This window comes from Oceanicella actignis (assembly GCF_900111545.1).
Taxonomy (GTDB): Bacteria; Pseudomonadota; Alphaproteobacteria; order Rhodobacterales; family Rhodobacteraceae; genus Oceanicella; species Oceanicella actignis.
The window spans coordinates 553,985-580,234 of sequence record NZ_FOHL01000001.1; the positions used below are offsets into that span (position 1 = coordinate 553,985).

The following is a 26,250-nucleotide window of genomic DNA, read 5'->3' on the forward strand; positions in this document are numbered from 1 at the left end:
TTCGCAATTCAGTCATAAACGAAAATTCCTTCCGTTTGCACCACGCAAGACGGCAAAAACGGTGAAACTTTCCGCGCGCAACCGCCTATCCTGAGCCGCGAACCCGCCAGGACGCCCGCAAGGACAGCCGCCATGCTCGACGCCGCCCCAGCCCTTCGCGACTACAAGCTTGACGACCGCTACGCCGCCGAAAGCGGCCGCGTCTTTCTGACCGGCACGCAGGCGCTGACCCGCATCCTCATCGACCAGGCCCGCCGCGACCGCGCCGCCGGGCTGAAGACCGGCGGCTTCGTCTCGGGCTATCGCGGCTCGCCGCTTGGCGGGCTGGACCTGGAGCTGTGGCGCGCGAAGAAGCTGCTCGACGCCCACCGCATCGAATTCCTGCCCGCCGTGAACGAGGATCTGGCCGTCAGCGCCGTCATCGGCTCGCAGCAGGTCGAGACCGACCCCCACCGCCAGGTCCAGGGCGTGTTCGGCATGTGGTATGGCAAGGGCCCGGGGGTCGATCGCTCGGGCGATGCGCTCAAGCACGCCAACGCCTATGGCTCGTCGCCCCATGGCGGGGTGCTGGCCGTGGCGGGCGACGATCACGGTTGCGTGTCCTCGTCCATGCCGCACCAGTCGGACGCGGCGTTCCTGAGCTGGTTCATGCCGGTGCTGTCGCCCGCCTCGGTGGCCGAGTATCTGGAGTTCGGCGAATACGGCTACGCGCTCAGCCGCTTCTCGGGCGCCTGGGTGGGGTTCAAGGTGGTGTCCGAGATCGTCGAATCCGGCGCCTCGGTCGAGCTCAAGCCCCCTCGCGTCTTCGCCGCGCCCGACTACGCGCCGCCGCCGGGCGGGCTGCACTATCGGCTGATGGACCCGCCCAGCCCCGAGATCGAGCTGCGCCTGGCCGAGAAGAAGAAGGCCATCTACGCCTTCGCCGAGGCCAACCCCATCGACCGCGCCATCTTCGGCACGCCCGCCGCGACCTACGGCATCGTCACCACCGGCAAGGGCCACCTGGACCTGATGGAGGCGCTGCGCCTGCTGGGGCTGGACGCCGAGACCTGCCGGCGCATCGGCATCGAGGTCTACAAGGTCGGCATGGTCTGGCCGCTGGCCCGGCGCGACGCGCTGAACTTCGTGCGCGGCAAGCGCGAGATCCTGGTGGTCGAGGAAAAGCGCGGCATCGTCGAGAGCCAGCTCAAGGAATATTTCTACGACTTTCCCGGCGACAAGCCCCAGCGCATGGTCGGCAAGCACGACGAGAACGGCGAGCGCCTGATCCCCTGGACGGGCGAGCTGTCGCCGCGGATGCTGGCGCAGGTCGTGGCGCGGCGGCTGGACACGCTGTTCCCGGGGCTGGAGCTGACCGCCCGCGCCGAGGCCCTGCCCAGGGCGCCGGCGCCGATCGTGGTCGAGGGCGCGACCCGCACGCCCTATTTCTGCTCGGGCTGCCCGCACAACACCTCGACCCGCGTGCCCGAGGGCTCGACCGCCGGGGCGGGCATCGGCTGCCACGTCATGGCGACCTGGATGAACCGCAACACCGCCGGCTTCGTCCAGATGGGCGGCGAGGGCGTGCCCCGCGCCGGCGCCGCGCGCTTCACCGGCAACCGGCACATGTTCCAGAACCTGGGCGAGGGCACCTGGTATCACTCGGGCTCGATGGCCATCCGCCAGTGCCTGGCGGCGGGGGTGAACATCACCTTCAAGATCCTCTACAACGACGCCGTCGCCATGACCGGCGGCCAGCCCGTGGACGGGCCGGTCAGCGTGCAGCGCGTGGCCATGTCGGTGCGCGCCGAGGGGGTCGAGCGCATCGCCCTCGTCTCGGACGAGCCGGGCAAGTTCCGCGCCGCCGACTTCCCCGCCGGCGTCACCTTCCACCATCGCTCCGAGCTGGACGCCGTGCAGCGCGAGCTGCGCGAGGTTCCCGGCGTGTCGGTGCTCATCTACGAGCAGACCTGCGCCACCGAGAAGCGCCGCCGCCGCAAGCGCGGCACGATGGAGGACCCGCCCCGCTTCGCCGTCATCAACGAGCTGGTCTGCGAGGGTTGCGGCGACTGCTCGGTCGCCTCGAACTGCCTGAGCGTCGAGCCCGTCGAGACCGAGTTCGGCCGCAAGCGGCGCGTCAATCTGAGCTCGTGCAACAAGGATTTCTCGTGCCTTGACGGCTTCTGCCCCAGCTTCGTGACGGTCGAGAACGCCCGCCGCCGCAAGAAGACCGGCGCCGGGATCGACCCGCACGAGGCCGCCGCCCGCCTGCCCCAGCCCGCCCTGCCGCCGACCGACCGGCCGTGGAACCTGCTGGTGACCGGCGTGGGCGGCACCGGCGTGGTGACGGTGGGGGCGCTGATCTCGATGGCCGCGCATCTCGAGGGACGCGGCGCGAGCGTGCTCGACTTCACCGGCTTCGCGCAGAAATTCGGCCCGGTGCTGAGCTATCTGCGCATCGCCGACGCGCCCGAGCAGCTCAACCAGGTGCGCATCGACGAAGGTTCGGCCGATGCGCTGATCGGCTGCGACGCGGTGGTGTCGGCCTCGGCCAAGGCCAGCCCGATGTATCGGCCCGGGATGCGGGCCGCGCTCAACATCGCCCCCATGCCGACGGGCGACGTGGTGCTGAACCGCGACGCGGATCTGCGCATCGACGAGCGCGTCGCGCGCATCGCCGCGCTGACCGGCGCGCAGCCGCTGACCGTGGACGCCAACGCCGCGGCCGAGGCGCTGCTGGGCGACGCGGTCTTCGCCAATGTGCTGATGCTGGGCATGGCGTGGCAGGCGGGGCTTGTTCCCGCGGGGCTCGAGGCGCTGATGCGCGCCATCGAGCTGAACGGCGTCGCGCCCGAGGCGAACAAGGCGGCCTTCGCCTGGGGGCGTCTGGCCGCGGCCGATCCCGAGGCCTTCGCCGCCGCCTGGCGCAAGCCCGACGAGCGCGCGCGCACGCTTGACGAGGCGATCGCGCGGCGCGTGGCCTTCCTGACCGACTACCAGGACGCGGCCTATGCCGAGACCTACCGCGCCTTCGTCGAAAAGGTGCGCGCCGCCGAGGCCCCGCTGGGCTCCGAGGCGCTGACCGACGCGGTCGCCCGCGCGCTGTTCAAGCTGATGGCGGTCAAGGATGAATACGAGGTGGCGCGGCTGCATCTGGACCCCGCCTTCGAGGCCAGGCTGCGCGACGAGTTCGAGGAGGGTTTCGTCATCCGCCACCACCTCGCGCCCCCGCTGCTGCCGCTGGGGAAGGACTGGCGCGGGCGTCCGCGCAAGCGCGCCTTCGGGCCATGGGTGCGCGGCGCGTTCCACGTTCTGGCGCGGATGAAGCGGCTGCGCGGCACGGCGCTCGACCCCTTCGGCCGCACCGCCGAGCGCCGCATGGAGCGCGCCCTGCCCGCCTGGTATCGCGCCCTGATCGAGCGCCAGATGGCGGGGCTGACGGCGCAGACCCTGCCGCGCGCGATCGAGATCGCCCGCGCGCCCATGGACATCCGCGGCTTCGGCCCGGTGAAGGCGCAGGCGGTCGAAGACGTCAAGGCGCGCGTCGCCGCGCTCGAGGCCGAAGGCGCCGCCTGAAGCCACGCGGCCCGGGTCGGCGGCGCAAGGCCGCCGGGGCGACGTCACCTGCGCAAGCCCCCTGCGCGCCCCGCTCGGCAGGGCCGTGCGGCGGCGCGCCTCGGGGCGGCGGGCCATGCGCAGGGCCGGGCATCCGCCCCGCGCGCGGATCGGGCGACGCTCCGCCCAGCCGCGCCCCAATCACCGCCCCAACTCCCGCCCCACGCCGCCGGCCCGCGGCGCCGGCCCGCGGCGCGGCGGCCCTGGCCGGACGGACCCGCCGCCGCGCGCGTCGGGAATGCGGCCTCGCACGCAAGCGTGGGCCCCGTCCGCGCCATCCGCGCGGCGCGGCGCAGTTCCGCCGCTTTGCGGCAGCGCCCCCCCGATCAGACACCCCCGATCAGCCCCCCGCGATCAGACGGCGGGGCGCGCCCGGGGCATGGGCGCGGCCGGCGGGCCGCCCCGGCCGGCGACCGTGCGGCGCGCGGGGCGCGAGGCCGGAACGGCGATGGAATCGGCGATGGAATCGGGGGCGGGGCGCATGGCCGGCGCGGCTTCGGCCTCGGCCAGTTCGCGCTCATCCGCCGAGATCGGATCGCCATTCGCGCGCTTGAGCGCGACCACCGCCCGCGCCAGACGGATCAGCAAGCGGTCGTCGTCCAGCGGACCCGCGCCGAAGACGCCGCTGGACACCACCGCCGCGCGACCGCCCAGCTGCGTGAAGGCGCGCCAGAAACGCTCGCCCATGGCGCGGGCGAAGGGGTTTTCCTCGTCGCGCACCAGCACGAACAGGCTGTCGCCCGCGCGGCGCATCGCCAGGATCTCGACCCGATCCGCGGGGCCGCCCATGCCGGCCGACACGCGCCCCTCGGGCGTCTGCACGAAAGCCTCGAGCGCATCCAGCGCCGCGGCCCGCGCCGCCCGGTCCTGCTCGGGCGCGGCGAATATCGGCCCCGCGCCCAGCGACACCAGCAGCACCTGCGCGGGGCGCTCGTCATCGTCGCCGCAGCCCTGCATCATGACGAAGGCGCCCTGCGGGCCGCTGACGGCCGAGGCCGGGTCAAGGCAGAACCCCTCGGGCGGATCGATGCGCACGCGCGCGCCGCCCGCCGTCAAAAGCGCCGGGTCGGCGGCCGGCGCGCCGCCGCGGCCCGGCGCGCCCGGCGGGGGCGCCGCGCAGCCCCAAACGAAGGCGGCGGCCGTCAGCGCCGCCGCCGCGGCCGCCGCGCGAAGGCGGCGGCGTCCGTGATGGTCATGCATCAGAGGTCGGCGTAGACGTGCTTCTCGGCCTTCGCGCCCGGATGGGTGACGGCGCCGAGATAGGTCTTGCCGACCAGCTGGGCGTATTTCCACAGCGCGCCCGAGGCGTAGATCGTCTCGCGCGGGCCCTTCCACTCGGCGCGGCGGCGCTCCAGCTCCTCGTCCGACAGATCGACCGAGATCTCGCCCTTGACGGCGTCGAGGGTGATCATGTCGCCGTCGCGCAGCAGCGCGATGGGGCCGCCATGCGCCGCCTCGGGGCCCACATGCCCCACGCAGAAGCCGCGCGTGGCGCCCGAGAAGCGCCCGTCGGTGATCAGCGCCACCTTCTTGCCCATGCCCTGCCCCGAAAGCGCGGCGGTGGTGGCCAGCATCTCGCGCATGCCGGGGCCGCCGGCGGGGCCCTCGTTGCGGATGACGATCACGTCGCCTTCCTTGTATTCGCGGTTCTGCACGGCGGCGAAGGCATCCTCTTCGCATTCGAAGACGCGGGCGGGGCCGGTGAAGCGCAGCTGATCCTCGCTCATGCCGGCGATCTTCACGATGGCGCCCTCGGGGGCGAGGTTGCCCTTCAGCCCGACCACGCCGCCGGTCTTCGAGATGGGGTTGCTGACGGGATGGATCACGCGCCCGTCCGCCTCGCGCGCGATCTCGTCCAGCTCCTCGCCCAGGGTGCGGCCCGAGACGGTCATGCAGTCTTCGTGCAGAAGGCCGGCCTTGCGCAGCTCCTTGAGGATGACGGGCACGCCGCCGGCCTCGTAAAGATCCTTGGCCACATAGCGGCCGCCGGGCTTGAGATCGACGAAGTAGGGCGTGTCGCGGAAGATGTCGCACACGTCGAACAGCGTGAAGTCGATGCCCGCCTCGTGCGCGATGGCCGGCAGGTGCAGGCCGGCATTGGTCGAGCCGCCGGTGCAGGCGACCACGCGCGCGGCGTTCTCGAGCGCCTTGCGCGTGACGATGTCGCGCGCGCGAATGTTCTTCTCGATCAGGTTCATCACCGCGCGGCCCGAGGCCTCGGCATACTGGTCGCGGCTTTCATAGGGCGCGGGCGCCCCGGACGAGTTGAGCAGCGCAAGGCCGATCGCCTCGGACACGCAGGCCATGGTGTTGGCGGTGAACTGCCCGCCGCAGGCGCCGGCCGAGGGGCAGGCGACGCGCTCGAGCTTTTCGAGCTCGCAGGTCGACAGCTGCCCGGCCTGGTGCTGGCCGACCGCCTCGAACACGTCCTGCACGGTCACGTCGCGCCCGTCGAGCCGCCCCGGCAGGATCGAGCCGCCATAGATGAAGACCGACGGCACGTTCAGCCGCACCATGGCCATCATCATGCCCGGCAGCGACTTGTCGCAGCCGGCCAGCCCGACCAGCGCGTCGTAGCAATGGCCGCGCATGGTCAGCTCGACCGTGTCGGCGATCGCCTCGCGCGAGGCGAGGGACGAGCGCATGCCCTCATGCCCCATGGCGATACCGTCGGTGACGGTGATGGTCGTGAACTCGCGCGGCGTGCCGTGGGCCTCCTTCACGCCCTGCTTGACCGCCTGGGCCTGGCGGTTGAGGGCGATGTTGCACGGCGCGGCCTCGTTCCAGCAGGTGGCGACGCCGACGAAGGGGCGGTGGATCTCCTCATCGGTCATGCCCATGGCGTAGTAATACGAGCGATGCGGCGCACGGGCCGGTCCCTCGGTCACATGGCGGCTGGGCAGGCGGTTCTTGAGGTCGGTCTTGGCGTCCATCGCGGCGTTCCCCATGGGCAGGCTTGAGACCGGCGCGCCGGCGCCGCCGCGGGAAAAGCCGCGGCCGGGCGCGCCGCCCCGGCGGCGTCGGGCCGTCCGGGCCCGAAAAGGCTTAGACAAGCGCGCGCGCCGGCGCAAGCGCGCCGGGGGGCATGGACGCGCCGGGGGGCCGGCGCTAGTTTGCGCCTCGTGAGCAGCCAGACCCCGCCATCGCCGCCGCCCCGGCCCTTCGTGCACCCGCTGCGCGCCTTCAGCGCGCCGGCGCAGGCGCGGGCCGAGCTTTGGCGCACGGCGCTGGGCGCGGCGCTGGCGGCGGGGCTGGCGATCGGCTTCGGCGCGCTGGCGCGGCGCGGCTTTTTCGCCGCCATGGCCGAGGGCGGGCCGCTGGCGACGCTGATCCCGCCCGGGGCGGCGGACATGCTGGGCACGCTGGTCGGTTTTCTGGGCGTATGGCCCGCGCTGTGGCTGGTGGTGCGCGTGCTGCACCGGCGCCCGGGCGCGACGCTGTTCGGGCCGGACGGGCGGGTGAACTGGCGCCACTTCCGAATCGGGCTGGGCATTTCGCTCGGGGTCGGGGCGCTGGCCTGGCTGCCGATCCTGCACCGGCATGGCCCCGAGACCTTCGCGCTGGCGCCGCTCGGGGTCTGGGCGCCGCTGGCGCTGGCGGCGGCGCCGATGATCTTCATTCAGGCGGCCGCCGAGGAGCTGTTCTTCCGCGGCTATCTGCTGCAGCAGATCGCGGCGCGCACCTGGTCGATCCTGGGGTGGTCGGTGCTGCCCTCGGCGCTGTTCGCCATGGCCCATCCGGCGGCGGCGGGTCCGCTCGGGATCAGCTGGTATCACTTCGTGTTCGGCCTGGTCATGGCCGCCGTCACCTCGCGCACGGCGAATCTGGGCGGGGCGATCGGGCTGCATCTGGGCACGAATCTGGTCAACCTGCTGATCGTCTCGCCCGAGCGGCATCTGAGCGGGCTGGCCCTGTTCGTCTACCCGCCCGGCATGGACGCGCGCGCCGCCATCTACACCTACATCGCGGTGATGTTCCTGGGCGCGACGGTCTTCATGGCGCGCATGGATCTGCGATTCCTGCGCGAGTGGAAGGCGCACAAGCGCGCCACGCAGTCGGCCGGACGCCCGGCCGAGCCGCTTCCCATGAAGATCTACGCGCCGGGCGAGGCGACGCCCCGCCCCGCCCCGCCCGAGCGCCCCTAGCGCCTTCGGCGCGGGCGCTCAGAGCGCCGCCTCGTAGATCGCCCGCGCGGCCTCCAGCGTCATCTCGCGCGGGTTGTTGACCAGAAGCCGCGTCTGCTTCATCGCGTCCTCGGCCAGCATGGGCAGGTGGTTGTGGCCCACCCCGACCTCGGACAGCCGCGCCTTCAGCCCGATCTCGGGCGCAAGGCGGCGGAACCCCTCGACCAGATCGGCCGCGCCGCGCGCGCCCTCGAAGACGATGGGAGCAAGCTCGGCGTAAAGGGCCTCGGCGGCCGGCATGTTGTATTCGAGCACATGCGGCAGCACCAGGCAGTTGGACAGCCCGTGCGGCACATGGAAATGCCCGCCCAGCGGATAGGCCAGCGCATGGACCGCCGCCACCGGCGCGTTGGCGAAGGCCTGCCCCGCCAGCATCGAGCCCAGCAGCATGGCCGCGCGCGCCTCGCGGTCGCGCGGGTTGTCGCACACGCGGCGAATGTTCGCGCCCAGAAGGCGCAGCGCCTCGCGCGCCAGCGCGTCCGAGACGGGGTTCTTGCGGTGACGGCTGGTGTAGGCCTCGATCGCGTGAACCATGGCGTCCACGCCCGTGGCGGCCGTGACCTCGCGCGGCAGGCCCAGCGTCAGGTCGGCGTCCAGCACCGCCCAGTCGGGCAGAAGCTGCGGCGCGACCACGCCCTTCTTCTCGGCCTGGCCGGTGGTGACGATCGAGATGGGCGTGACCTCGGACCCCGTGCCCGCCGTGGTCGGCGCCAGGATCAGCGGCGCGCGGCGGCCGCGCGCCTGATCGACGCCGTAGATCTGCTCGAGCGGCTGGTCGCTGACCAGCAGCAGCGCGACCAGCTTGGCCGTATCCATGGACGAGCCCCCGCCCACCGACACCACGCCGTCGCAGCCGGCCTCGCGCGCGCGCGCGACGGCGCCCAGAACCACCTCTTCGGGCGGATCGGCGACCACGTCGGAAAACACCGTCGCCTCGATGCCCGCCGCCGCCAGACCGTCCAGCGCCGGCTGCGCCAGGCCCAGATCCAGGATCATGCGGTCGGTGACGAAGGCGGCGCGGGTCACGCCCAGATCGGCCGCCAGCGCGCCGATGCGCGCCGTGGCCCCCGGCTCGGACAGGATGGCGGGGGTGGTGCGGAAGGTGAAGGGGGTCATGGGCTCCTCCGACGCGGAAAACCGTTTCGCAATCGGGCGAAGCCTAGATCGCCGCGCCGCCGCCGTCCAGCGGCGCGGCGGGGCGCGGAGGGGCGGCGGCCCTCAGCCCTGGGGCTGAGGCGCCATGCCGCCGTCGTCGCGCGGGCGCTTGCCCGCCTTGGGAATCGAGACCACGCCCGGCGCAGAGCCCTCGGGCGCGGGCGGCGCGCCGCCGTCGTCCGAACGGTCGAGCGGCTCGCCGCGCAGCACCTTGTGGATCTCGTCGCCCGTCAGGGTCTCGTATTCCAGCAGGCCCTGGGCCAGACGCTCGAGATCCTCGCGCTTCTCGGTCAGGATGCGCTTGGCCGTCTCGTAGCCCTGATCGACGATGCGGCGCACCTCTTCGTCGATGATCTCCTGCGTCTCGGGCGAGATGTGCGCCGGCGCCTGGTAGGCGCCGAGGAAGCTCTGCTGCTCGTTGGCGTAGTCGATGTTCCCGAGGCGCTCGGACATGCCGAACTGCGTGACCATGGCGCGGGCGATGCGGGTGACCTGCTGGATGTCGGAGGCCGCGCCCGAGGTCACGTTCTCGGGGCCGAAGACCAGCTCTTCGGCCACCTTGCCGCCCATGGCCATGGCGATCTTGGACTCATACTTGGTCTTGGACACCGACAGGTGGTCGCGCTCGGGCAGCGACAGCACAAGGCCCAGCGCGCGGCCGCGCGGGATGATGGTGGCCTTGTGGATGGGGTCGTGCTGGGGCACGTTCAGTCCGACGATGGCGTGACCCGCCTCGTGATAGGCGGTCAGGCGCTTCTCGTCCTCGGTCATGACCATCGAGCGCCGCTCGGCGCCCATCATGATCTTGTCCTTGGCGGTCTCGAAATCCTCCATGGTCACAAGGCGCTTGCCCAGGCGCGCGGCGGTCAGCGCGGCCTCGTTGACCAGGTTCGCAAGATCCGCGCCCGAGAAGCCGGGCGTGCCGCGCGCGATGACCTTCAGATCCACGTTCGGCGCCAGCGGCACCTTGCGCGCATGCACGTGCAGGATCTTCTCGCGCCCGCCCACGTCGGGGTTGGGCACCGTCACCTGCCGGTCGAAGCGGCCCGGGCGCAGCAGCGCGGGGTCGAGCACGTCGGGACGGTTGGTGGCGGCGATCAGGATCACGCCTTCGTTCGCCTCGAAGCCATCCATCTCGACCAGCAGCTGGTTGAGCGTCTGCTCGCGCTCGTCATTGCCGCCGCCATAGCCGGCGCCGCGGTGGCGGCCGACGGCGTCGATCTCGTCGATGAAGACGATGCAGGGGGCGTTCTTCTTGGCCTGCTCGAACATGTCGCGCACGCGGCTGGCGCCTACGCCCACGAACATCTCGACGAAATCCGAGCCCGAGATGGTGAAGAAGGGCACGCCCGCCTCGCCGGCGATGGCGCGCGCCAGCAGCGTCTTGCCGGTGCCCGGCGGGCCGACCAGCAGCGCGCCCTTGGGGATCTTGCCGCCCAGGCGCGAGTATTTCTGCGGGTTGCGCAGGAACTCGACGATCTCTTCCAGCTCCTCCTTGGCCTCGTCGATGCCGGCGACGTCGTCGAAGGTGACCTTGCCGGTGCGCTCGGTCAGCAGCTTGGCGCGCGACTTGCCGAAGCCCATGGCGCCGCCGCGCCCGCCTCCCTGCATGCGGTTGAGAAAGAAGATCCACACGCCGATCAGGATCAGCATCGGCAGCCAGAAGCCCAGCGTGCTGAGCAGGCCCGAGCTTTCCTGCGGCTCGACCATGATCTCGACGCCATGGGCGCGCAGGTCGTCGAGGATGTCCGCGTTGCGCGGCTGGACGGTCTGGAACTGCTGCCCCGAGGTCAGCCGCCCGGCGATGCGCTCGCCGTCGATGACGACGCTGGCCACCTGGTTGTTCTCGACGCTTTCGAGGAAGTCCGAGAAGGTGATCCGCGCGCCCTGGCGGCTTGCGCCGCCGTCCTGAAAGACGCTGAACAGCGCCACCAGAAGCAGGATGACGACCGCCCAGAAGGCCAGGTTCTTCGCGTTGCCCAAAATCCGATCTCCGTCAGCTGCAAGCCCGTCGCCGCACGCCGGGCGGCGGCCGCTTGCGGCAAGATATTCCCTCGCGGCGCGGAATCAACGCCCGCGGCGCCGCGTCCGAACGGCGCGGCATGGCGCGATCATCGCATGTCCGGCCCGCCAAGACCATATCCGGGGGGCGATTCGCCCGAACTATGCGCCGCGCCGGCCTCGACGCCGAGGGCGCGTGGAGGCGAAACCGCAAGGCGCGCCATGGCCCAGGGCCGGGCCGGCGCGCGGCAAGGGCGGCATCTGCGGGCCCCGCCGGCGCGCGGCCCCGGCGGCCCGAACGGCGCTTTCCGTCCCCGGGGGCCGACGCCCCCGCGCGCGAGGGAGCGAGGTCGTTTTGCGTGGGATTGACGGCCTCGTTCTCCCGACCTCCCGACCTCCCGACGCCCCCGCGTGCGTGGGGGCGAGGGCGGCAAACCGCGGATCGCGGCATTCGACACCCCCCCGCGCGCGAGGGGACAAGGTCGCAAGGCGCGCGATGACGCCACATCCGACCGGCGCGCGGCAAAGGCGGCATCGGCGCTTGCAGCCCACGGGGGCCGGCGCCGCGCGGGCCGAGCGCAGGCGCCCAAGGCGCGCGTTCATCGCGCACGCGCAGACGCTTGCGGCGCCGGGCGCCGGGCGCTGCGCCCCTCGACGCTGGACCCAAAGCCGCCGCATCCCACCCGCGGCGCCGTCGGGCGCCCGGATGGCGTTCGCAGCCGCCGGAGGCCAGACCCGCGCGCCTAGAGCGCCAGCGGCGCGCGCGACAGGCGCCAGCCCTCGGCGCCCGCGGCCGCATGGCCCGCGCCCGGCGCCGCCGCCAGCCGCCCGGCGCGCCAGAGCGCCGGCGCCGCCAGGCGCGCCGGGCGCGGCAGGCGAGACCAATCCTCGGGCGCCGTCCATTCGCCGCGGCGCCTTGCCGCCTCGAGCGCGCGCAGCCCCTCGGCCCCGAGCGGCCCGATCATGGCATCCGCCGGCGCGCCCGGGGCGCTCCAGCCCTCCCATGGGCCGGGCGCGGGAACGGGCGCGGTCAGGACGCGCGGCTCGCGGCAGACAAGCGCCAGGCCGGGCAGGCGCGCCGGGGCGGGCAGGATCATGCAGCCATGCAGGGTCACCCCGGGCGCGGCGGCCAGGATGGCGGCGTCCGCGCGCTCGAGCGCCGCCTGCCGCGGCCGCCGCCCGCCGCCCAGCCATGCCAGCGTCGCCGCCAGCAGCCGATAGCGCGTGTCGGCGCGCGCCTCGGCATAGGCCGCGCGGTCGATCCGCGCCTCGCCCGCGGGGCCGACGCGCAGCGCCCGCGCCGCCAGCGCGCGCGCCGCGTCCTCGAGCACCTCGCGCTGGGCGCGCAGGCGCGTCGCGGCCGCGGCCAGCCCGACCGCGTCCAGCCCGAGCGGCGCCAGGGCCTCGAGCGCATGGCGCGCGCGCACGCGGGCGAAGGCGGGGTCGCGATTGGTGGGGTCCTCGATCCAGTCCTGGCCGCGCGCGCGCAGGATGCCGCGCAGCGCCGCGCGCCGCTCGGCCAGGGCGGGGCGCAGCCAGAGCATGCCGCGCCGCTCGATCCGCTCGGCCATGCCCGACAGCCCATCGACCCCCGAGCCGCGCGCAAGCCGCATCAGCACCGTCTCGGCCTGGTCGTCGAGGGTGTGCGCCAACGCCACGGCCGCCAGGCCGCGCCGCGCCGCCCATCCGCCAAGCAGGGCGTAGCGCGCCTCGCGCGCCTGGGCGGGCAGGTTGCCGCGCGCGGGCGGCGCCTGCCAGACCAGCGTCTCGTGCCGGACGCCAAGCCGCGCGCAGGCGGCCGCCGTCCAGGCCGCTTCGTCGGCCGATTCGGGGCGCAGGCGGTGATCGACGGTCGCCGCCTCGACGCGGACGCCGCGCGCGCGCCCCCATTCGGCGGCCACCGCGGCCAGCGCCATGCTGTCGCCCCCGCCCGAGACCGCCACCCCCAGCGGCCCGCGCGCCAGCGCGTCGAGCCGCGCCGCGATGCGCGCCGCCGCCCCGTCAGGGGGCGTCATGGGCAGCCGAGGCCCTCGCGCTCCTTGCGGGCCGCTTCGGCCGGAGCCGAATCGGGACGCCGGCGCAAGAGCTCGTCAAAGGTCAGACAAGCCTCGTCGCGCTGGCCCAGAAGCGCCAGCGTGCGCCCCAGCTCGAGCAGGTGCTCGGCCACCAGCGGGCCGTCGGGCGCGGCCGTGGTCGCGGCCAGGAAGGTTTCGGCCGCGGGGCGCAGCTTGTTCTGCGCCAGCTGCGCGCGCCCCAGCAGGAGGCGCGCCTCGTCGGCCAGCGGCCCGTCGCCGAAATCGCGCAGAAAGGCGGCCAGCAGCGCCTCGGCCTTGGCCGCGTCGCCCTCTTGCAGCGCGGCGCGGGCCGCGTCGAAGGCCGCCTGCTCGGTCACCGCGACGGCGGGCGCGCCGGCGGGGGCGGCGCCCTCGCGGCCTAGGGGGATGGGGTCGCCCACCACCGAGACGTCGCCGCCTTCGAGCTCGGTCAGGCGGAACTCGACGTCGTTCAGGCGCCGCCCGCCATCCTCGGCGATCAGCCGCAGCTGGTTCTCGAGCAGCTCGACGCGCCCGTTGAGGCGGCGGATCTCTTCCTCGAGCTTCTGGATGCGGGCGTAGGCGTCGCCGCCCGCCGCCTGCTGCGCCGCGGCCGGCCCCGCCGCCAGAATGGCCGACGCCAGTCCGGCGCCGGCCAGGGCGCGCATGAGGGCGCCCATCAGCTCAGCGGCGCGCCGGCCGCGACGGTGACCGCGCGGCGGTTCTGGCGCCAGCAGCTTTCGTCCGAGCACAGGGCGACGGGACGCTCCTTGCCGTAGCTGACGGTGGTCAGGCGCTCGGGCGCCACGCCCTCGCCGATCAGGAAGTTGCGGGCCGCCGTGGCGCGGCGCGCGCCCAGGGCCAGGTTGTAATCGCGGGTGCCGCGTTCGTCGGCGTGGCCCTCGATCACGGCGTTGATGCCCGGATTGCGCAGCAGCCAGTCGGCCTGCCGGCGCAGCGTCTCCTGCGCCTCGGCGCTCAGCGCCGCGCTGTCGGTGTCGAACCAGACGGTGTCGCCGACGGCGGTGCGGAAATACTCGATGCTGCCGGGGTCCAGCTGCCCGGCCGCCGTCGCGCCGCCGGCGCCGGCGCCGGCGCCCGCCGCCGCATCGGCGCCGCCGCGCGCGGCCTCGTCGCTGGAGCACGCCGCCAGCGCCGCCGAAAGGGTCGCGGCGAGGATCAGCCGCGAAACGAGGTTGAATCGGGTCATGATGAGATCTCCTCCTGTGGGGCGCGCAGGCGCCCGGATTCGTTCGGGGCCGCGCCGCCGCCCGGGCGGCGCGGCGTCAGGGCAGAAGCGCCGACCACGAAGGGTCGGACGCCGGCGTCGCGGTCGGCACGCGCCGCAGGTTGCGCCCGGTCGCGTCCACCCGCCACAGGGCGGGCGCGCCGTTGGGGCCGGGGGTTTCGCGGAAGAACAGCAGGACCCGTCCGTTGGGCGACCAGACGGGCGCCTCGTCCAGGAAGCTGGCGGTGAGCAGGCGCTCGGAGGCGCCGTCGGGGCGCATGACGCCGACATGGAAGCGGCCGCGCAGGATCTTGGTGAAGGCGATCAGATCCCCGCGCGGCGACCAGACGGGCGTGCCGTAGCGCCCCTCGCCGAAGCTGATGCGCCGCGGCGCGCCGCCCCCAAGGTCCATGACGTAGAGCTGCTGCGTGCCGCCCGCGTCGCTTTCGAAGACGATGCGCCGCCCGTCCGGCGCATAGCTGGGCGAGGTCTTGATGCCCGGGCCCGAGGTCAGGGCGCGCATCTCGCGGCTGGCAAGGTCCATCTCGTAGATGTCCGAGTCGCCCCCGCGCGCAAGCGACAGCAGCACCTTGCGCCCGTCGGGCGAGAAGCGCGGCGCGAAGGTCATGCCGGGAAAGCCGCCCAGATCCTGGTCGCGGCCGGTCAGCACGTCCATGATGCGCACGCGCGGATGGCCGCCCTTGTAGCTCAGATAGACCAGATAGGCCCCGTCGGGCGAGAAGCGCGGCGACAGAACCAGGTCGCGGCCGTCGGTCAGGTAGCGCAGGTTCGCGCCGTCCTGATCCATGATGGCGATGCGCTTGACGCGCGCGTTCTTGGGTCCCGTCTCGGCCACATAGGCGATGCGGCTGTCGAAATAGCCGGGCTCGCCGGTCAGCGCCAGGTGGATGGCGTCGGCCAGCTTGTGCCCCACGCGCCGCGTGGCCTCGGGCGAGGCGCGCAGGCCCAGCCCGTCGCCCAGCGCGCGCTCGCCGAACACGTCCCAAAGCTGCATGCGCACCGCGAGGCGGCCGTCGGGCTCGACCTGGGCGTCGGCGACGATCAGCGCCTCGGCGTTCAAAATCGCCCAGTTGGCGAAGTTCGGGCGCATGTCCGCGCCGGCGGGGCGCTCGAGATACGCGGCCTCGTCGATCACGCGGAACAGGCCCGAATCCTCGAGATCGCGCTTGACGATGCGGCGCACCTGCTCGCCCAGCACGGCGCCGTCGGGGCCGCCGAAGGGCGGCAGGGCGATGGGCATGGGTTCGATCACGCCCTCGCTGATCTCGAGCCGCAGCGGCCCCGGCGCCGAGTCCTGGGCGCGGAGCTGGGGCGCGGCCGCAAGGACCAGCAGCAGCGCGGCGACGGATGCGATGAATGCTCTCATGTCTCGCCTCTCCTCATCCCGAACCGACGCCCGACACGCCGCGGGCGGGGTTGAAGGTGACCTCGATGACGCGCCAGCGCGCGTATTTCTCGGGCGGCAGACGGAACGGGGCCGCCTGGCGCAGGGCGCGCGCGGCGAACTCGAAGGCGCGGCGGAAGCGCGCGTCGCGCAGCTCGGTCACCGGCTCGGGATCGCCGACGATGCGGCCCTCGGGGTCGAGGGTGATGCGCACGGTCACGATCAGCTCCTCGTAATTGGCCATGTTCATGATCTGCCCCTTGCGCCAGCGGCTCTCGATGCCCGCGCGCAGGCCGTCAAGCTCGGCGCGGGTCAGGGGCGGGCCGACCGGAAGGGCGGCCGGCGCCGCGGCGGCCGCCTTGGCGGGGGCCGAGGCGGCCTTCGGCGCGGACGCGGGGGCGTCGGCCGCCGCGGTCTGCGCGGGCGCGGTCTGCTCGGGGGGGGGCGGCGCGGGCCGTTGGACCGCGGGCGCCAGGCCGTCGGGGCGGCCCTGCGGCGGCGCCATGGCGACGGGCGCGGGCGCCAGGCGCTCGGACGTCTCGTCCGCCTCGGTCACGATGCGGTCGGCTGCCTCGGGCGGGGCGGCGGCCTTGCGCGCGGGCTCGGGCGGGGTCTGGGCGTCCGGAACGGGCGCGGCGTCGGGGACGGCGCGCTCGGCCCTTGCGGCGTTGTCCGGCGCCTCGGACGGCGTCGGCGCCACGCGCGCCGCCGCGCGCGAGGGCGCGGCGTCGAGACGCGCGGGGCCCTGGCGCTCGGGCGCGTCGAGGCGGCGCGGCCCCGCCGGCAGGGGCGGCGCCAGGGATGCGACGCCGCGCGGCGGCGGCGCGGCCTCGGCCGGCGCGTCGGGCGCGGGACGCGGCGGTGGCGCTTCGGCCGACGGGGCGGCGCGGGTCAGCGCGCTCAGATCCGGCGCCGCGTCGGGGGCGGGGGGCGCGGCGGCGTCCCGGGCGGCGTCATGGGCGGGCGGCGCATCGGCGGGCGCGGCCTGGGCCGGCGCGTCGGCTTCGGGCGGCGCGAGGGGGGCGGGCGGCTCGGCCTCCGGCGCGGCCGGCGCGCTGGACAGGGCCGCCTCGAAGGCGGCGCCGGAAATCACCTCGGCCTCGGTCAGGCGCATGGGCTCTTCGGGCGGAGGGTCGCCGAACACGCCGCCCAGCAAGGCCGCCGCGAGCAGCGCCGCGTGCAGCCCCGCCGAAAGCGCAAGCGCGCGGCCGAGCGGCTCGTCGCCCGGCGCCGGGCCGCCATGAGCCGCCGCCGCGCTCACCCCGCCTTGTCCCCTGAGGCGGGCGCCGCGGGATCGGTGACCAGCCCGATCGAGCGGAAGCCGCCGGCGTTGAGCGCGCCCATCACCTCCATCACCCGGCCATAGGGCAGGCCCTGATCGGCGCGCAGATAGACCTTCTCGTCGCGGCGCTCGCGCGCCAGCGCGGCCAGAAGGGCGGGCAGACGCGCGGGGTCAACCTCTTCATCCTGCACGAAGACGCGGCCGTCGGCGGCCAGCTGGATGGTCAGCGGCCGCTCGTCGGGCTGGGGCAGGGGGTTGGCCGCGGTGCGCGGCAGCTCGAGCGGCACGCCCACGGTCAGAAGCGGCGCGGCGACCATGAAGATGATCAGCAGCACCAGCATCACGTCCACGAAGGGCGTGACGTTGATCTCGGACATGGGACGGCTGCGCCGCCGCCCGCGCACCGACCGCCGCGAGACCAGCCCCGCGCCCATCGCTCAGCCCTCCAGCTCGAGCTGACGCGACAGGATCGCGGCGAACTCGTCCACGAAATTCTCCATCCGCCCGATCAGCGCGTCGGCCTCGGCCGACAGGCGGTTGTAGGCCACCACCGCGGGGATCGCCGCCAGAAGGCCCAGCGCGGTGGCCACCAGCGCCTCGGCGATGCCGGGCGCGACCACGGCCAGATTGGTGTTCTGCTGCATGGCGATGGCCTCGAAGCTGTTCTTGATGCCCCACACCGTGCCGAACAGGCCCACGAAGGGCGCCGTGGCGCCGACCGTGGCCAGAAAGCCCAGCCGCGCCTCCAGCGCCTCGGCCTCGCGGTTGACGGCGACGCGCATGGCGCGCTCGATGCGCTGCAACGCGCCGGGGATCAGCCCCGTCTCGCGGTGCGACTTGCGCCACTCGGCCATGCCGGCGACGAAGACGCGCGCCATCGCGCCGGGGGGCGCGTCGCCCAGCCGCTCGGCCAGCTCGTCAAGCGGCCGGCCCGACCAGAACGCCTCTTCGAACGCGTCCGCCTGCCGCCGCGCCCGGGCGAAGGCCATGGACTTGGCGATGATGATCGCCCACGACCAGACCGACGCGACGATCAGCAGGACCATCACCAGCTGCACGACCAGCGTGGCCCTCAGGAACAGCGCGACGAGCGAGAAATCCAGCTCGCGCGCGGCCGCCAGGGTATCGGCTTCCATCCGCCTGCCTCATGTTTCGCGGCGCGCGGGCCTGCTCGCGCCCTGAGCGCCGCCGGGCGCCGTTGTCAAGCCCGGCGCCTTCCTTGTCGCGGGATGATAGAGCATCGCCCGGCGCGAAACCAGAGCCCGGCGCCCCGCATCGCGGCGCCCGGGCGGCGCCGAGGCGGCGATTTTCGGGCGCGCCGCCTCAGCCGGCCAGCGCGGCCAGCGCGGCGCGCAGATCGGCCGGCAGGCGGGCGGGCCGCCCGTCGAACGTCATGCAGGCGATGCGCGCGCGCGCGAGGGCCAGCTCGACCCCCTCGCGCAGGGCGCGCTGGGCCATCTCGACCGAGGCGCCGGCCACGCGCAGCACGCGCGTCTCGATGCGGATCAGGTCGTCGAAGCGCGCCGGCCGCAGGTAGTCGGTCTCGAATCGCCGCACCACGAAGACCAGCCCCGCATCCTTGAGCGCGGTCTGATCGACGCCCAACGCGCGCAGCGCCTCGGTCCGGCCGCGCTCGAAAAAGCGCAGGTAGTTGGCGTAATAGACGACGCCGCCGAAATCGACGTCCTCGTAATAGATGCGGATGTCCATGGCGTGCATGCGCGTCGGTCCTATGCTGCCGCTTCGCCCGGGATGCGCGCCGCCGGGGTCCGCGCGCTCATGGCGCGTCGTCCTCGAACAGGGCGCCCTGGGCCGAGCCGTCGCGCGGAGGCTCGAGCCCCAGATGGCGCCAGGCGCGCGGCGCCAGCATGCGCCCGCGCGGGGTGCGCTGCAAAAGGCCCTGCTGAAGCAGGAAGGGCTCGATCACCTCTTCGAGCGCATCGCGCGATTCCGACAGCGCCGCGGCGATGGTCTCGACCCCGACCGGGCCGCCGGCGTAGTGCTCGGCCAGAAGGCGCAGATAACGCCGGTCGGCGCCGTCCAGCCCCAGATGATCCACCCCGAGCTGCGTCAGCGCCATGTCGGCGATGTCGCGGGTGATGCGGCCGTCGCCCTTGACCACGGCGAAATCCACCACCCGCCGCAGCAGCCGGTTGGCGATGCGCGGCGTGCCGCGGGCGCGGCGGGCGATCTCTTCGGCGCCGTCGGCCTCGGCCGGCACGCCCAGCAGCCCCGCCGCGCGCGTGACGATGGTGACCAGCTCTTCGACCGAATAGAATTCGAGCCGCACCGGAATGCCGAAACGGTCGCGCAGCGGCGTGCTCAAGAGCCCCAGCCGCGTCGTCGCCCCGACCAGGGTGAAGGGCTTGAGATCGATGCGCACGGTGCGCGCGGCCGGCCCCTCGCCGATCACGAGGTCAAGGGCGAAATCCTCCATGGCGGGGTAGAGAACCTCCTCGACCACGGGGTTCATGCGGTGGATCTCGTCGATGAACAGCACGTCGCCCGCGTCGAGATTGGTCAGAATGGCGGCAAGGTCGCCCGCGCGCGCCAGCACCGGGCCCGAGGTCATGCGGAAGTTCACGCCAAGCTCGCGCGCAACGATCTGCGCCAGGGTCGTCTTGCCCAGCCCCGGCGGGCCGTAGAACAGCGCGTGATCCAGCGCGCCGCCGCGGCGGCGGGCGCTTTCGATGTAGACCTCGAGATTGCGGCGCTCCTTGGCCTGGCCGACGAAATCGGCCAGCTTCTGCGGGCGCAGGGCGCGGTCCTCGCCCTCGTCGGGCAGGGGGTCGGGCTTGACGATGCGGTCGGTCTGGCTCATCGGCGGGGCGCCTTGCGGGATGCGGGGAAATGCGCGCTCATGTCTTCGGCGCCAGCTTGCGCAGCGCCGCCTCGATCAGCGCCTTTTCGTCGCCCTCGTGCCGATCGGCGGCCTCGGCGACGGCGGCGGCGGCCTCGGCGGCCGAAAAGCCCACGCCCCTGAGCGCCGCCAGCGCGGCGGCGCGGGCCTCGGCGGCGCGCAGCTGCGCGGCGCGCGCCTCGGCGGCGGCGGGGTACTTGGCGGCGGTCTTGCGGCGCGCGCGGCTTCCGGCCGGGGGCGCGTCGGCGGCCTCGGGCGCGCCCTCGGCCGGCGGGACGGGCGGCGCCGCCGGCCGGGCCGGGGGCGCGGCGCGGTGCATGAGCGCCGGCGCCTTGTCGCGCAGCTCGTTGACCACGCGCGCGGCCAGCTTGGGCCCGACGCCGGGCGCGGCGCGGATCATCCGCGCGTCGCCCGCCGCGATGGCCAGCGACAGGGCTTCGGGGCCCAGCTCGCCCAGAATCGCCAGGGCGGCCTTGGCGCCCACCCCCTGCACCGAGCACAGCAGGCGGTGCCATTCCTTCTCCAGCAGGGTCGCGAAGCCGAAAAGCTGCATCAGATCCTCGCGCACCAGCAGCTCTGTGTAGAGCGCGGCCACCTCGCCCGCCGGCGGCAGCTGGCGCAGCGTGCGCGCCGAGCAATGGATCACATAGCCCACGCCCGCCGCCTCGATCAGGACGTGATCCTCGGCGATGTGGTCGATGCGCCCGGTGATCTTGCCGATCATGCCCCGTCCCCTTTCAGCGTCCCCCTTCAGCGCGCCGCGGCCAGCGCCTGCGCCAGCCGCCCGCCGAAGCGCGCATGATGGGCGTGGCACAGCGCGATGGCCAGCGCGTCGGCCGCGTCCGGGCCGGCGATGTCCGCGCGCGGCAGCTGCAGGCGGACCATGTGTTCGACCTGCGCCTTCTGGGCGTGGCCCACGCCGACCACGGTCTTCTTCACCGCGTTCGGCGCGTATTCGGCCACGGGCACGCCCGCCATGGCCGGCGCCAGCAGCGCGATGGCGCGCGCCTGGCCCAGCTTGAGCGTGCCGGCGGCGTCCTTGTTGACGAAGGTGTGCTCGACCGCGGCCTGGTCGGGCGCGTGGCGCGCGATGACCTCGGTCAGCTGAACGTAAAGGCTGCGCAGACGCTGGGCCAGGTCCGGCCCCTCCGAGGCGCAGACGCCGTTGGCCACATGGGTCAGGCGGGCGCCGGCCACGTCCACCACCCCCCAGCCGGTTCGCCGCAATCCCGGGTCGATGCCGATCACGCGCATCCGCGCCGCTCCTGTCCGCCGCGGGCGCCCGATCCGGCCCGCAACCGATGGGTTAGCACGAAAGGCGAACGCGGAACAGGGGCGCGCGGCTCATCCGGCCAGCTGGGCCATGACCTCGTCCGAGACCTCGAAATTCGCGGTCACGCTCTGCACGTCGTCGTCGTCCTCGAGCGCGGCGATCAGCTTCATCACCTTCTGCGCGCCCTCGAGGTCGAGCTCGTTGGTGATGTTGGGCTTCCACACCAGCTTGGCGGTCTCGGCCTCGCCCAGGCTGGCCTCGAGCGCGGCCGAAACCTCGGCCAGCTCGGTGGCCTCGCACCAGATGACGTGGTTCTCGTCATCCGATTCCACGTCCTCGGCGCCCGCCTCGATGGCGGCCTCCATGACCTGGTCGGCCGAGCCGGCCGCGGCGGGATAGACGATCTGCCCCTTGCGGTCGAACATGAAGGCGACCGAGCCCGTCTCGCCCAGATTGCCGCCATGCTTGGAGAAGATCGAGCGCACCGACGAGGCCGTGCGGTTGCGGTTGTCGGTCAGCGCCTCGACGATCACCGCCACGCCGCCGGGGGCGTAGCCCTCGTAGCGGATCTCCTCGTAATTCTCGGCGTCGCCGCCCTGCGACTTGTTGATCGCGCGCTGGATGACGTCCTTGGGCACCGAATTGGCGCGCGCCTCGCGCACGGCCAGGCGCAGACGCGGGTTCTTGTCGGGATCGGGGTCGCCCAGCTTGGCGGCGACGGTGATCTCCTTGGCGAGCTTCGAGAACAGCTTCGAGCGCGCCGCGTCCTGGCGACCCTTGCGGTGCTGGATGTTCGCCCATTTGGAATGGCCGGCCATGCGTGAACCCTCGTCTTGTGCGGTGAACCCCGCGCTTTTAGGAAGCGCGCGCCCCGCGGTCAAGGCGGCGGCGCGCTCAGAACGGCCAGATGAGCGGGATCAGCAGCGAGGCCAGAACCCCCAGCATCAGGTTCAGCGGCAGGCCGATGCGCACGAAATCGGTGAAGCGGTAGCCGCCCGGCGCATAGACCAGCGTGTTGGTCTGGTAGCCGATCGGCGTCGCGAAGCTGGCCGAGGCGGCCATCATCACCGCCACCACGAAGGGCCGCGGATCAACCCCCAGCGCATGCGCGACCCCGATGGCGATGGGCGTGACCACCACGGCCACGGCGTTGTTCGAGACCATCTCGGTCAGGGCCGAGGTCATCAGGTAGATCAGCCACAGCACCAGCGCCGGCGGCATGGCCTGGAAGCTGGGCGCAAGCGCGTCCACGATCAGCGACACCGCGCCCGAATCGTGCAGCGCCGCGCCGACGGCCAGCATGGCGAAGATCAGGGCCAGCAGGCGGCCCTCGATGAACTCGAAGGCCTCGTCGGCGTCGATGCAGCGCGTGATCAGCACCGCCGCCATGCCGATGATCGCCGCCGCCACGATGGGCAGCAGCTCGAGCGTCGAGGACAGCACCACGAAAGCCAGCGCCATCAGCACGATCCACGCGCGGTCGCGCCGGTAGGGGCGCTCGGTCGGGGTCGAGATGTCGACCAGCCCCACATCGTCGGCCAGGCGCTTGATGTCCTCGGGGTCGCCCTCGAGCAGCAGCGTGTCGCCCACGCGGACGTAAACGTCGTCCAGCTGCGTGCCCACGTTCTGGTTGCGCCGGTGAACGGCCAGCGGATAGACGCCGTAGCGCCGCCGCAGGCGCAGCTGGCCCAGCGTGCGGCCGATCAGCCGGCAGCCCGGCCCGATCAGCGCCTCGACGGTGACGGTCTTCTTCTCGGACAGCTTGTCCACCATCGCCAGCGCGCGCGAATCGCGCAGGCCCAGCAGCTCGTCCACGCCGGTGCGCAGAACCACCCGGTCGCCCTCCTGCAGCACCACCGAGGCCAGGTCGCGGCGCAGCGACTCGTCCCCGCGCAGCACGTCGATCACGCGCATGCCGTCGCGGCGGAACAGGTCGACCTTCAGCACCGGCTGGCCGATCACCGGCGAGCCCGGCGGCACCGCCACCTCGGTGAAGAAGCGCAGCGCCTTCTTGTCGGTCAGGAAATCGGCCAGCGATTCGCGGTCGGGCAGAAGGCGCGGCGCCATGATCCGCAGATACAGCAGCCCGAACGCGGCCAACGCCAGACCCAGCGGGGTGATCTCGAACAGCGTGAACGGCGCCAGCCCCTCGGCCCGCGCCACGCCGTCGACCAGGAGGTTGGTCGAGGTTCCGATCAGCGTGCACATGCCGCCCATGATGGCGACGTAGCTGAGCGGGATCAGCAGCCTGGAGGCGGGCGCCCCGACCCGCTTGCCCAGCCGCACGGCCACCGGGATCAGCACGATCACGACCGGCGTGTTGTTCATGAAGGCCGAGGCGAACAGCGTGAACAGCGCAAAGCAGGCCAGCGTCAGGTTCGGATGCGACTCGACCCGCTGCGAGGCGAAGCGCGTGAACGCTTCGAGCGCGCCGGTGCGCACCAGCGCCCCCGACAGCACGAACATGGCGCCGATGGTGACCGGCGCGGGGTTGGCGACCGCGTCGAGCAGCCCCGACACGGGCAGCACGCCCATGGCCAGAAGGGCCGCGACGCCGGCGATGGCGACCACCTCGGCCGGGTATTTCTCGGCCACGAAGGCGGCGAACATGACCGCGACGACCAGCAGCGACGCCAGGGCCGCCGCGTTGTCGATGAAGAAGCTCGTCACGCTTCGCGCTCTCCCGATGCTGGCGCGGCCGGGCCGGGCCGCCGGCGGACGAACTTAGCGCCTCGCGCGGGCCGTGTAACCCGTTCTTGCGCACCCTCCCCTGGCGGGCGCTTGCGGAGCGGGGCGCGCTGGTCTAGTCCGAGGGCATGAAAATTCTGTTCCTCGGAGACGTCATGGGCCGGGCCGGCCGCGAAGCGGTCGCCGCGCGCCTGCCCGAGCTGCGCGAGCGGCTCAAGCTGGACTTCGTGGTCGTCAATGCCGAGAACGCCGCCTCGGGCGCGGGCCTGACCGGCGCGATCGCCGACAAGCTGCTCGAGGCCGGCGCCGATGCGATCACGCTGGGCGACCATGCCTTCGACCAGCGCGACATGCTGGCCTACATCGAGCGCCAGCCGCGCGTGCTGCGCCCGCTCAACATCGCCAAGGCCGCGCCGGGGGCGGGGTTTCGCGTGTTCGAGGCGCCGCGCGGGCGGCGCGTGGCCGTGGCGCAGGCGCTGGGGCGCGTGTTCATGAGCCGCCCCTATGACGACCCCTTCTCGGCGCTCGACGCCGCGCTCAGGGCCGCGCCGCTGGGCGGGGGCGTGGACGCCGTCATCGTCGATTTCCACGCCGAGGCGACGTCCGAGAAGATGGGCATGGGCCGCTGGCTGGACGGGCGCGCCAGCCTGGTCGTGGGCACGCACACCCATGTGCCCACCGCCGACGCCATGATCCTGCCGCGCGGCACGGCCTACATGACCGATGCGGGCATGTGCGGCGACTACGACTCGGTCATCGGCATGAAGCCCGACGAGCCCATGCGCCGCTTCGTCACCGGCCTGCCCAAGGGCCGGTTCGAGCCCGCCACGGGCGAGGCCACGCTGTCGGGCGTCGTGGTCGAGACCGACGACGCCACCGGCCTTGCCCACAGCGTCGCGCCGCTGCGCGTGGGCGGCAAGCTGGCGCCCGCGCTTCCCGAACTCTGAGCCTCAGCCGCGGCGCAGCACGCCCGCCTCGGTGACGATGGCGTCCAGCGGCTGGTCGGTCGGCTCGAGCGGCAGCGCCTCGGCCTGCTGGGCGGCGTAGGCGAAGCCGGCCGCGAAGGTCGGCCGCGCGGCGCGCAGACCGGCCAGCGTGCGGTCGTAAAAGCCCCCGCCATAGCCCAGCCGGTTGAGCCCTCCGTCGAACGCCACCAGCGGAACGATCAGCGCGTCGGGCTCGAGCCAGTCGCCCTCGGCCGGCACGCGCGCGCCGAAGGGGCCGGGGACCATGGGCGCGTCGGGCGTCCACTCGCGAAAGCGCAGCGGCCGGCCCCGCCCCTCGATCACCGGCACGCAGATCCGCGCGCCGCGCGCATGCAGCGCGGCCATGACCGGGGCCGGGTCGATCTCGGTGCGCATGGCCATGTAGCCGGCGACCACGCGCGGGCCGAGCGGTTCGAGCAGCGCCATCAGCGCGCGCTGCGCAGGCGCGGGGTCCGCGACGCCATGCGCGGCGGCGCGGCGCGCGAAGGCGTCGGCGCGGGCGGCGGCCTTGAGCTGGCCAAGCGTATCATGCGTGTTCATGAAGCGAAGGTGCCTTGCTGCGCGGCGCGGGACTGCGCCGAAAGCGACCTGCGGCGCCGGCCGCGCGGCATGTGCGGCGCGGGCGGCGTCAGCGGCGGAATCGGGGGCGGCGGGCCCGTCGCGACCGTCGAGGCGTCTAATCCTCGCGAGCCTGGATAACCAGGTGGGCGCCAGGTGCGATAGGCCACGGCCAGTCGCAGAGCCAGCTCCCGCGAGAATGCTTAGGCCACCAGGATCTAGGGCCCCTGACGAGAAGGACAGAACCCGCCTGCCGTCTAGATAGGCCGCCGGGCGCGGCGCGAAAAGCCCCGTCGCGCAGGATTTTTCGCGCGCCCCCTCTTGACCTTGCCGGCCGCAGCCGATATCTGAGCCGCCACACGCCGTTGGGGAATAGTTTAACGGTAGAACAGCGGACTCTGACTCCGTCGGTCCTGGTTCGAATCCAGGTTCCCCAGCCAAAACGCCCAAGCGTTTTCCAAGCGACATCCTGACATCGATGACTTCTGCGCCTCGGTCCAGCCGTGGCGCGCGAATCATGCGCGCCCCCTGGCGGCGAAGGGGGGCGCGGCGTGGGCCCGGCGCCGGCGTCGCACGGATCGCGTTGCGAGCATCCGCCACCGGCGGCGCGGCATGGGCCCGGCGCCGGCCCTCCTCGGCAAACGGCGCGCACGAAAAAGCCCCGCCGGCGGAACCGGCGGGGCGCTGCGCCAGGCGGGGCCTCGCGGCCCCGCGGATGGCGCGCTTACTCGATGATCTTCGAGACGACGCCGGCGCCGACGGTGCGGCCGCCCTCGCGGATGGCGAAGCGCAGGCGCTCCTCCATGGCGATGGGGGCGATCAGCTCGACCTCGAACTTCAGGTTGTCGCCCGGCATCACCATCTCGACGCCCTCGGGCAGCTTCACCGTCCCGGTCACGTCCGTGGTGCGGAAGTAGAACTGCGGGCGGTAGTTGGTGAAGAACGGCGTGTGGCGGCCGCCCTCCTCCTTGGTCAGGATGTAGGCCTCGGCCTCGAACTTGGT

22 protein-coding genes, 1 tRNA gene and 1 other RNA gene are annotated in these 26,250 nt (G+C 73.4%); 4 read left to right on the forward strand and 20 right to left on the reverse strand.

All coding sequences use genetic code 11. The features are described from left to right. The first annotated feature begins 132 nt into the window (after nt 1-132). Nucleotides 133-3,555, forward strand: coding sequence for an indolepyruvate ferredoxin oxidoreductase family protein (locus tag BMW67_RS02595; protein WP_072748169.1), 3,423 nt, complete (start codon nt 133-135; stop codon nt 3,553-3,555). 393 nt (nt 3,556-3,948) lie between these two features. Here the strand turns inward: BMW67_RS02595 and BMW67_RS02600 are convergent, their stop codons facing one another. Both BMW67_RS02600 and ilvD read right to left on the reverse strand, forming a co-directional pair. Continuing rightward, nucleotides 3,949-4,794, reverse strand: coding sequence for a hypothetical protein (locus tag BMW67_RS02600; RefSeq protein ID WP_072748170.1), 846 nt, complete (start codon nt 4,792-4,794; stop codon nt 3,949-3,951). Then, entirely contained in the window at nt 4,794-6,527 is a 1,734-nt protein-coding gene (ilvD, locus tag BMW67_RS02605) for a dihydroxy-acid dehydratase (RefSeq protein WP_072748171.1), read from the reverse strand. Before ilvD ends, BMW67_RS02600 begins: the two co-directional genes overlap by 1 nt. A gap of 189 nt (nt 6,528-6,716) precedes the next feature. Here ilvD and BMW67_RS02610 point away from each other — a divergent pair, with 189 nt between their 5' ends. Further along, complete coding sequence (locus BMW67_RS02610) at nt 6,717-7,739, forward strand: type II CAAX endopeptidase family protein (RefSeq protein ID WP_072748172.1); 1,023 nt, start codon at nt 6,717-6,719, stop codon at nt 7,737-7,739. An 18-nt stretch (nt 7,740-7,757) separates the two neighbouring features. On the opposite strand, the gene BMW67_RS02615 is transcribed toward BMW67_RS02610, so the two are convergent. The 15 genes from BMW67_RS02615 to BMW67_RS02685 all read right to left on the reverse strand — a co-directional run bounded on the left by BMW67_RS02615 (nt 7,758) and on the right by BMW67_RS02685 (nt 23,625). Beyond that, nucleotides 7,758-8,894: an iron-containing alcohol dehydrogenase gene (locus BMW67_RS02615; RefSeq protein ID WP_072748173.1), complete on the reverse strand. Its 1,137-nt coding sequence runs from the start codon at nt 8,892-8,894 to the stop codon at nt 7,758-7,760. A 102-nt stretch (nt 8,895-8,996) separates the two neighbouring features. Continuing rightward, nucleotides 8,997-10,916 (reverse strand): ATP-dependent zinc metalloprotease FtsH, encoded by a 1,920-nt coding sequence (ftsH, locus tag BMW67_RS02620; RefSeq protein ID WP_072748174.1) that lies wholly within the window; start codon nt 10,914-10,916, stop codon nt 8,997-8,999. A 761-nt stretch (nt 10,917-11,677) separates the two neighbouring features. After that, nucleotides 11,678-12,949, reverse strand: coding sequence for a tRNA lysidine(34) synthetase TilS (gene tilS / locus BMW67_RS02625; protein ID WP_072748175.1), 1,272 nt, complete (start codon nt 12,947-12,949; stop codon nt 11,678-11,680). Next, entirely contained in the window at nt 12,946-13,647 is a 702-nt protein-coding gene (locus BMW67_RS02630) for a tetratricopeptide repeat protein (protein WP_072748176.1), read from the reverse strand. Before BMW67_RS02630 ends, tilS begins: the two co-directional genes overlap by 4 nt. After that, nucleotides 13,647-14,177: a peptidoglycan-associated lipoprotein Pal gene (pal, locus tag BMW67_RS02635; protein ID WP_072748177.1), complete on the reverse strand. Its 531-nt coding sequence runs from the start codon at nt 14,175-14,177 to the stop codon at nt 13,647-13,649. Before pal ends, BMW67_RS02630 begins: the two co-directional genes overlap by 1 nt. A 76-nt stretch (nt 14,178-14,253) precedes the next feature. Next, complete coding sequence (gene tolB / locus BMW67_RS02640; RefSeq protein ID WP_072748178.1) at nt 14,254-15,582, reverse strand: Tol-Pal system beta propeller repeat protein TolB; 1,329 nt, start codon at nt 15,580-15,582, stop codon at nt 14,254-14,256. 13 nt (nt 15,583-15,595) lie between these two features. Further along, nucleotides 15,596-16,861, reverse strand: a complete 1,266-nt coding sequence (locus tag BMW67_RS02645) for a hypothetical protein (protein WP_072748179.1) — start codon at nt 16,859-16,861, stop codon at nt 15,596-15,598. Next, nucleotides 16,858-17,316 (reverse strand): protein TolR, encoded by a 459-nt coding sequence (gene tolR, locus BMW67_RS02650; RefSeq protein WP_072748180.1) that lies wholly within the window; start codon nt 17,314-17,316, stop codon nt 16,858-16,860. Before tolR ends, BMW67_RS02645 begins: the two co-directional genes overlap by 4 nt. Nucleotides 17,317-17,319: 3 nt before the next feature. After that, a complete protein-coding gene (tolQ, locus tag BMW67_RS02655) occupies nt 17,320-18,018 on the reverse strand; it encodes a protein TolQ (RefSeq protein ID WP_072748181.1) in 699 nt (232 codons plus the stop codon). Between the two features lie 187 nt (nt 18,019-18,205). Then, on the reverse strand, nt 18,206-18,601 hold the full coding sequence (ybgC, locus tag BMW67_RS02660) for a tol-pal system-associated acyl-CoA thioesterase (RefSeq protein ID WP_072748182.1): 396 nt from the start codon (nt 18,599-18,601) through the stop codon (nt 18,206-18,208). Between the two features lie 58 nt (nt 18,602-18,659). Next, complete coding sequence (gene ruvB / locus BMW67_RS02665; protein WP_072748183.1) at nt 18,660-19,703, reverse strand: Holliday junction branch migration DNA helicase RuvB; 1,044 nt, start codon at nt 19,701-19,703, stop codon at nt 18,660-18,662. A gap of 37 nt (nt 19,704-19,740) precedes the next feature. Beyond that, nucleotides 19,741-20,466, reverse strand: a complete 726-nt coding sequence (gene ruvA, locus BMW67_RS02670) for a Holliday junction branch migration protein RuvA (protein ID WP_072748184.1) — start codon at nt 20,464-20,466, stop codon at nt 19,741-19,743. Nucleotides 20,467-20,492: 26 nt separating this feature from the next. Further along, nucleotides 20,493-20,996: a crossover junction endodeoxyribonuclease RuvC gene (gene ruvC / locus BMW67_RS02675; protein ID WP_072748185.1), complete on the reverse strand. Its 504-nt coding sequence runs from the start codon at nt 20,994-20,996 to the stop codon at nt 20,493-20,495. Between the two features lie 90 nt (nt 20,997-21,086). Then, nucleotides 21,087-21,833 (reverse strand): YebC/PmpR family DNA-binding transcriptional regulator, encoded by a 747-nt coding sequence (locus tag BMW67_RS02680; protein WP_072748186.1) that lies wholly within the window; start codon nt 21,831-21,833, stop codon nt 21,087-21,089. Between the two features lie 76 nt (nt 21,834-21,909). Further along, the gene (locus BMW67_RS02685) at nt 21,910-23,625 is read right to left on the reverse strand and encodes an SLC13 family permease (RefSeq protein WP_083581547.1); all 1,716 of its coding nucleotides are present in this window, start codon (nt 23,623-23,625) and stop codon (nt 21,910-21,912) included. A 206-nt stretch (nt 23,626-23,831) separates the two neighbouring features. Between BMW67_RS02685 and BMW67_RS02690 the strand changes: the two genes are divergently transcribed. Continuing rightward, nucleotides 23,832-24,650: a TIGR00282 family metallophosphoesterase gene (locus BMW67_RS02690; protein WP_072748188.1), complete on the forward strand. Its 819-nt coding sequence runs from the start codon at nt 23,832-23,834 to the stop codon at nt 24,648-24,650. Between the two features lie 3 nt (nt 24,651-24,653). On the opposite strand, the gene BMW67_RS02695 is transcribed toward BMW67_RS02690, so the two are convergent. After that, nucleotides 24,654-25,229 carry a 5-formyltetrahydrofolate cyclo-ligase gene (locus BMW67_RS02695; RefSeq protein WP_072748189.1) on the reverse strand — a complete coding sequence of 192 codons (576 nt, stop codon included), beginning with the start codon at nt 25,227-25,229 and terminating at the stop codon, nt 24,654-24,656. Between the two features lie 108 nt (nt 25,230-25,337). After that, a non-coding RNA gene (ssrS, locus tag BMW67_RS16250) (6S RNA) lies at nt 25,338-25,496 on the reverse strand. 117 nt (nt 25,497-25,613) lie between these two features. Between ssrS and BMW67_RS02700 the strand changes: the two genes are divergently transcribed. Then, nucleotides 25,614-25,687: transfer RNA gene (locus BMW67_RS02700), tRNA-Gln, on the forward strand. A 284-nt stretch (nt 25,688-25,971) separates the two neighbouring features. Here the strand turns inward: BMW67_RS02700 and BMW67_RS02705 are convergent. Continuing rightward, nucleotides 25,972-26,250: elongation factor Tu (locus BMW67_RS02705; protein ID WP_483869855.1), on the reverse strand; the 279-nt coding region annotated here is incomplete at its 5' end.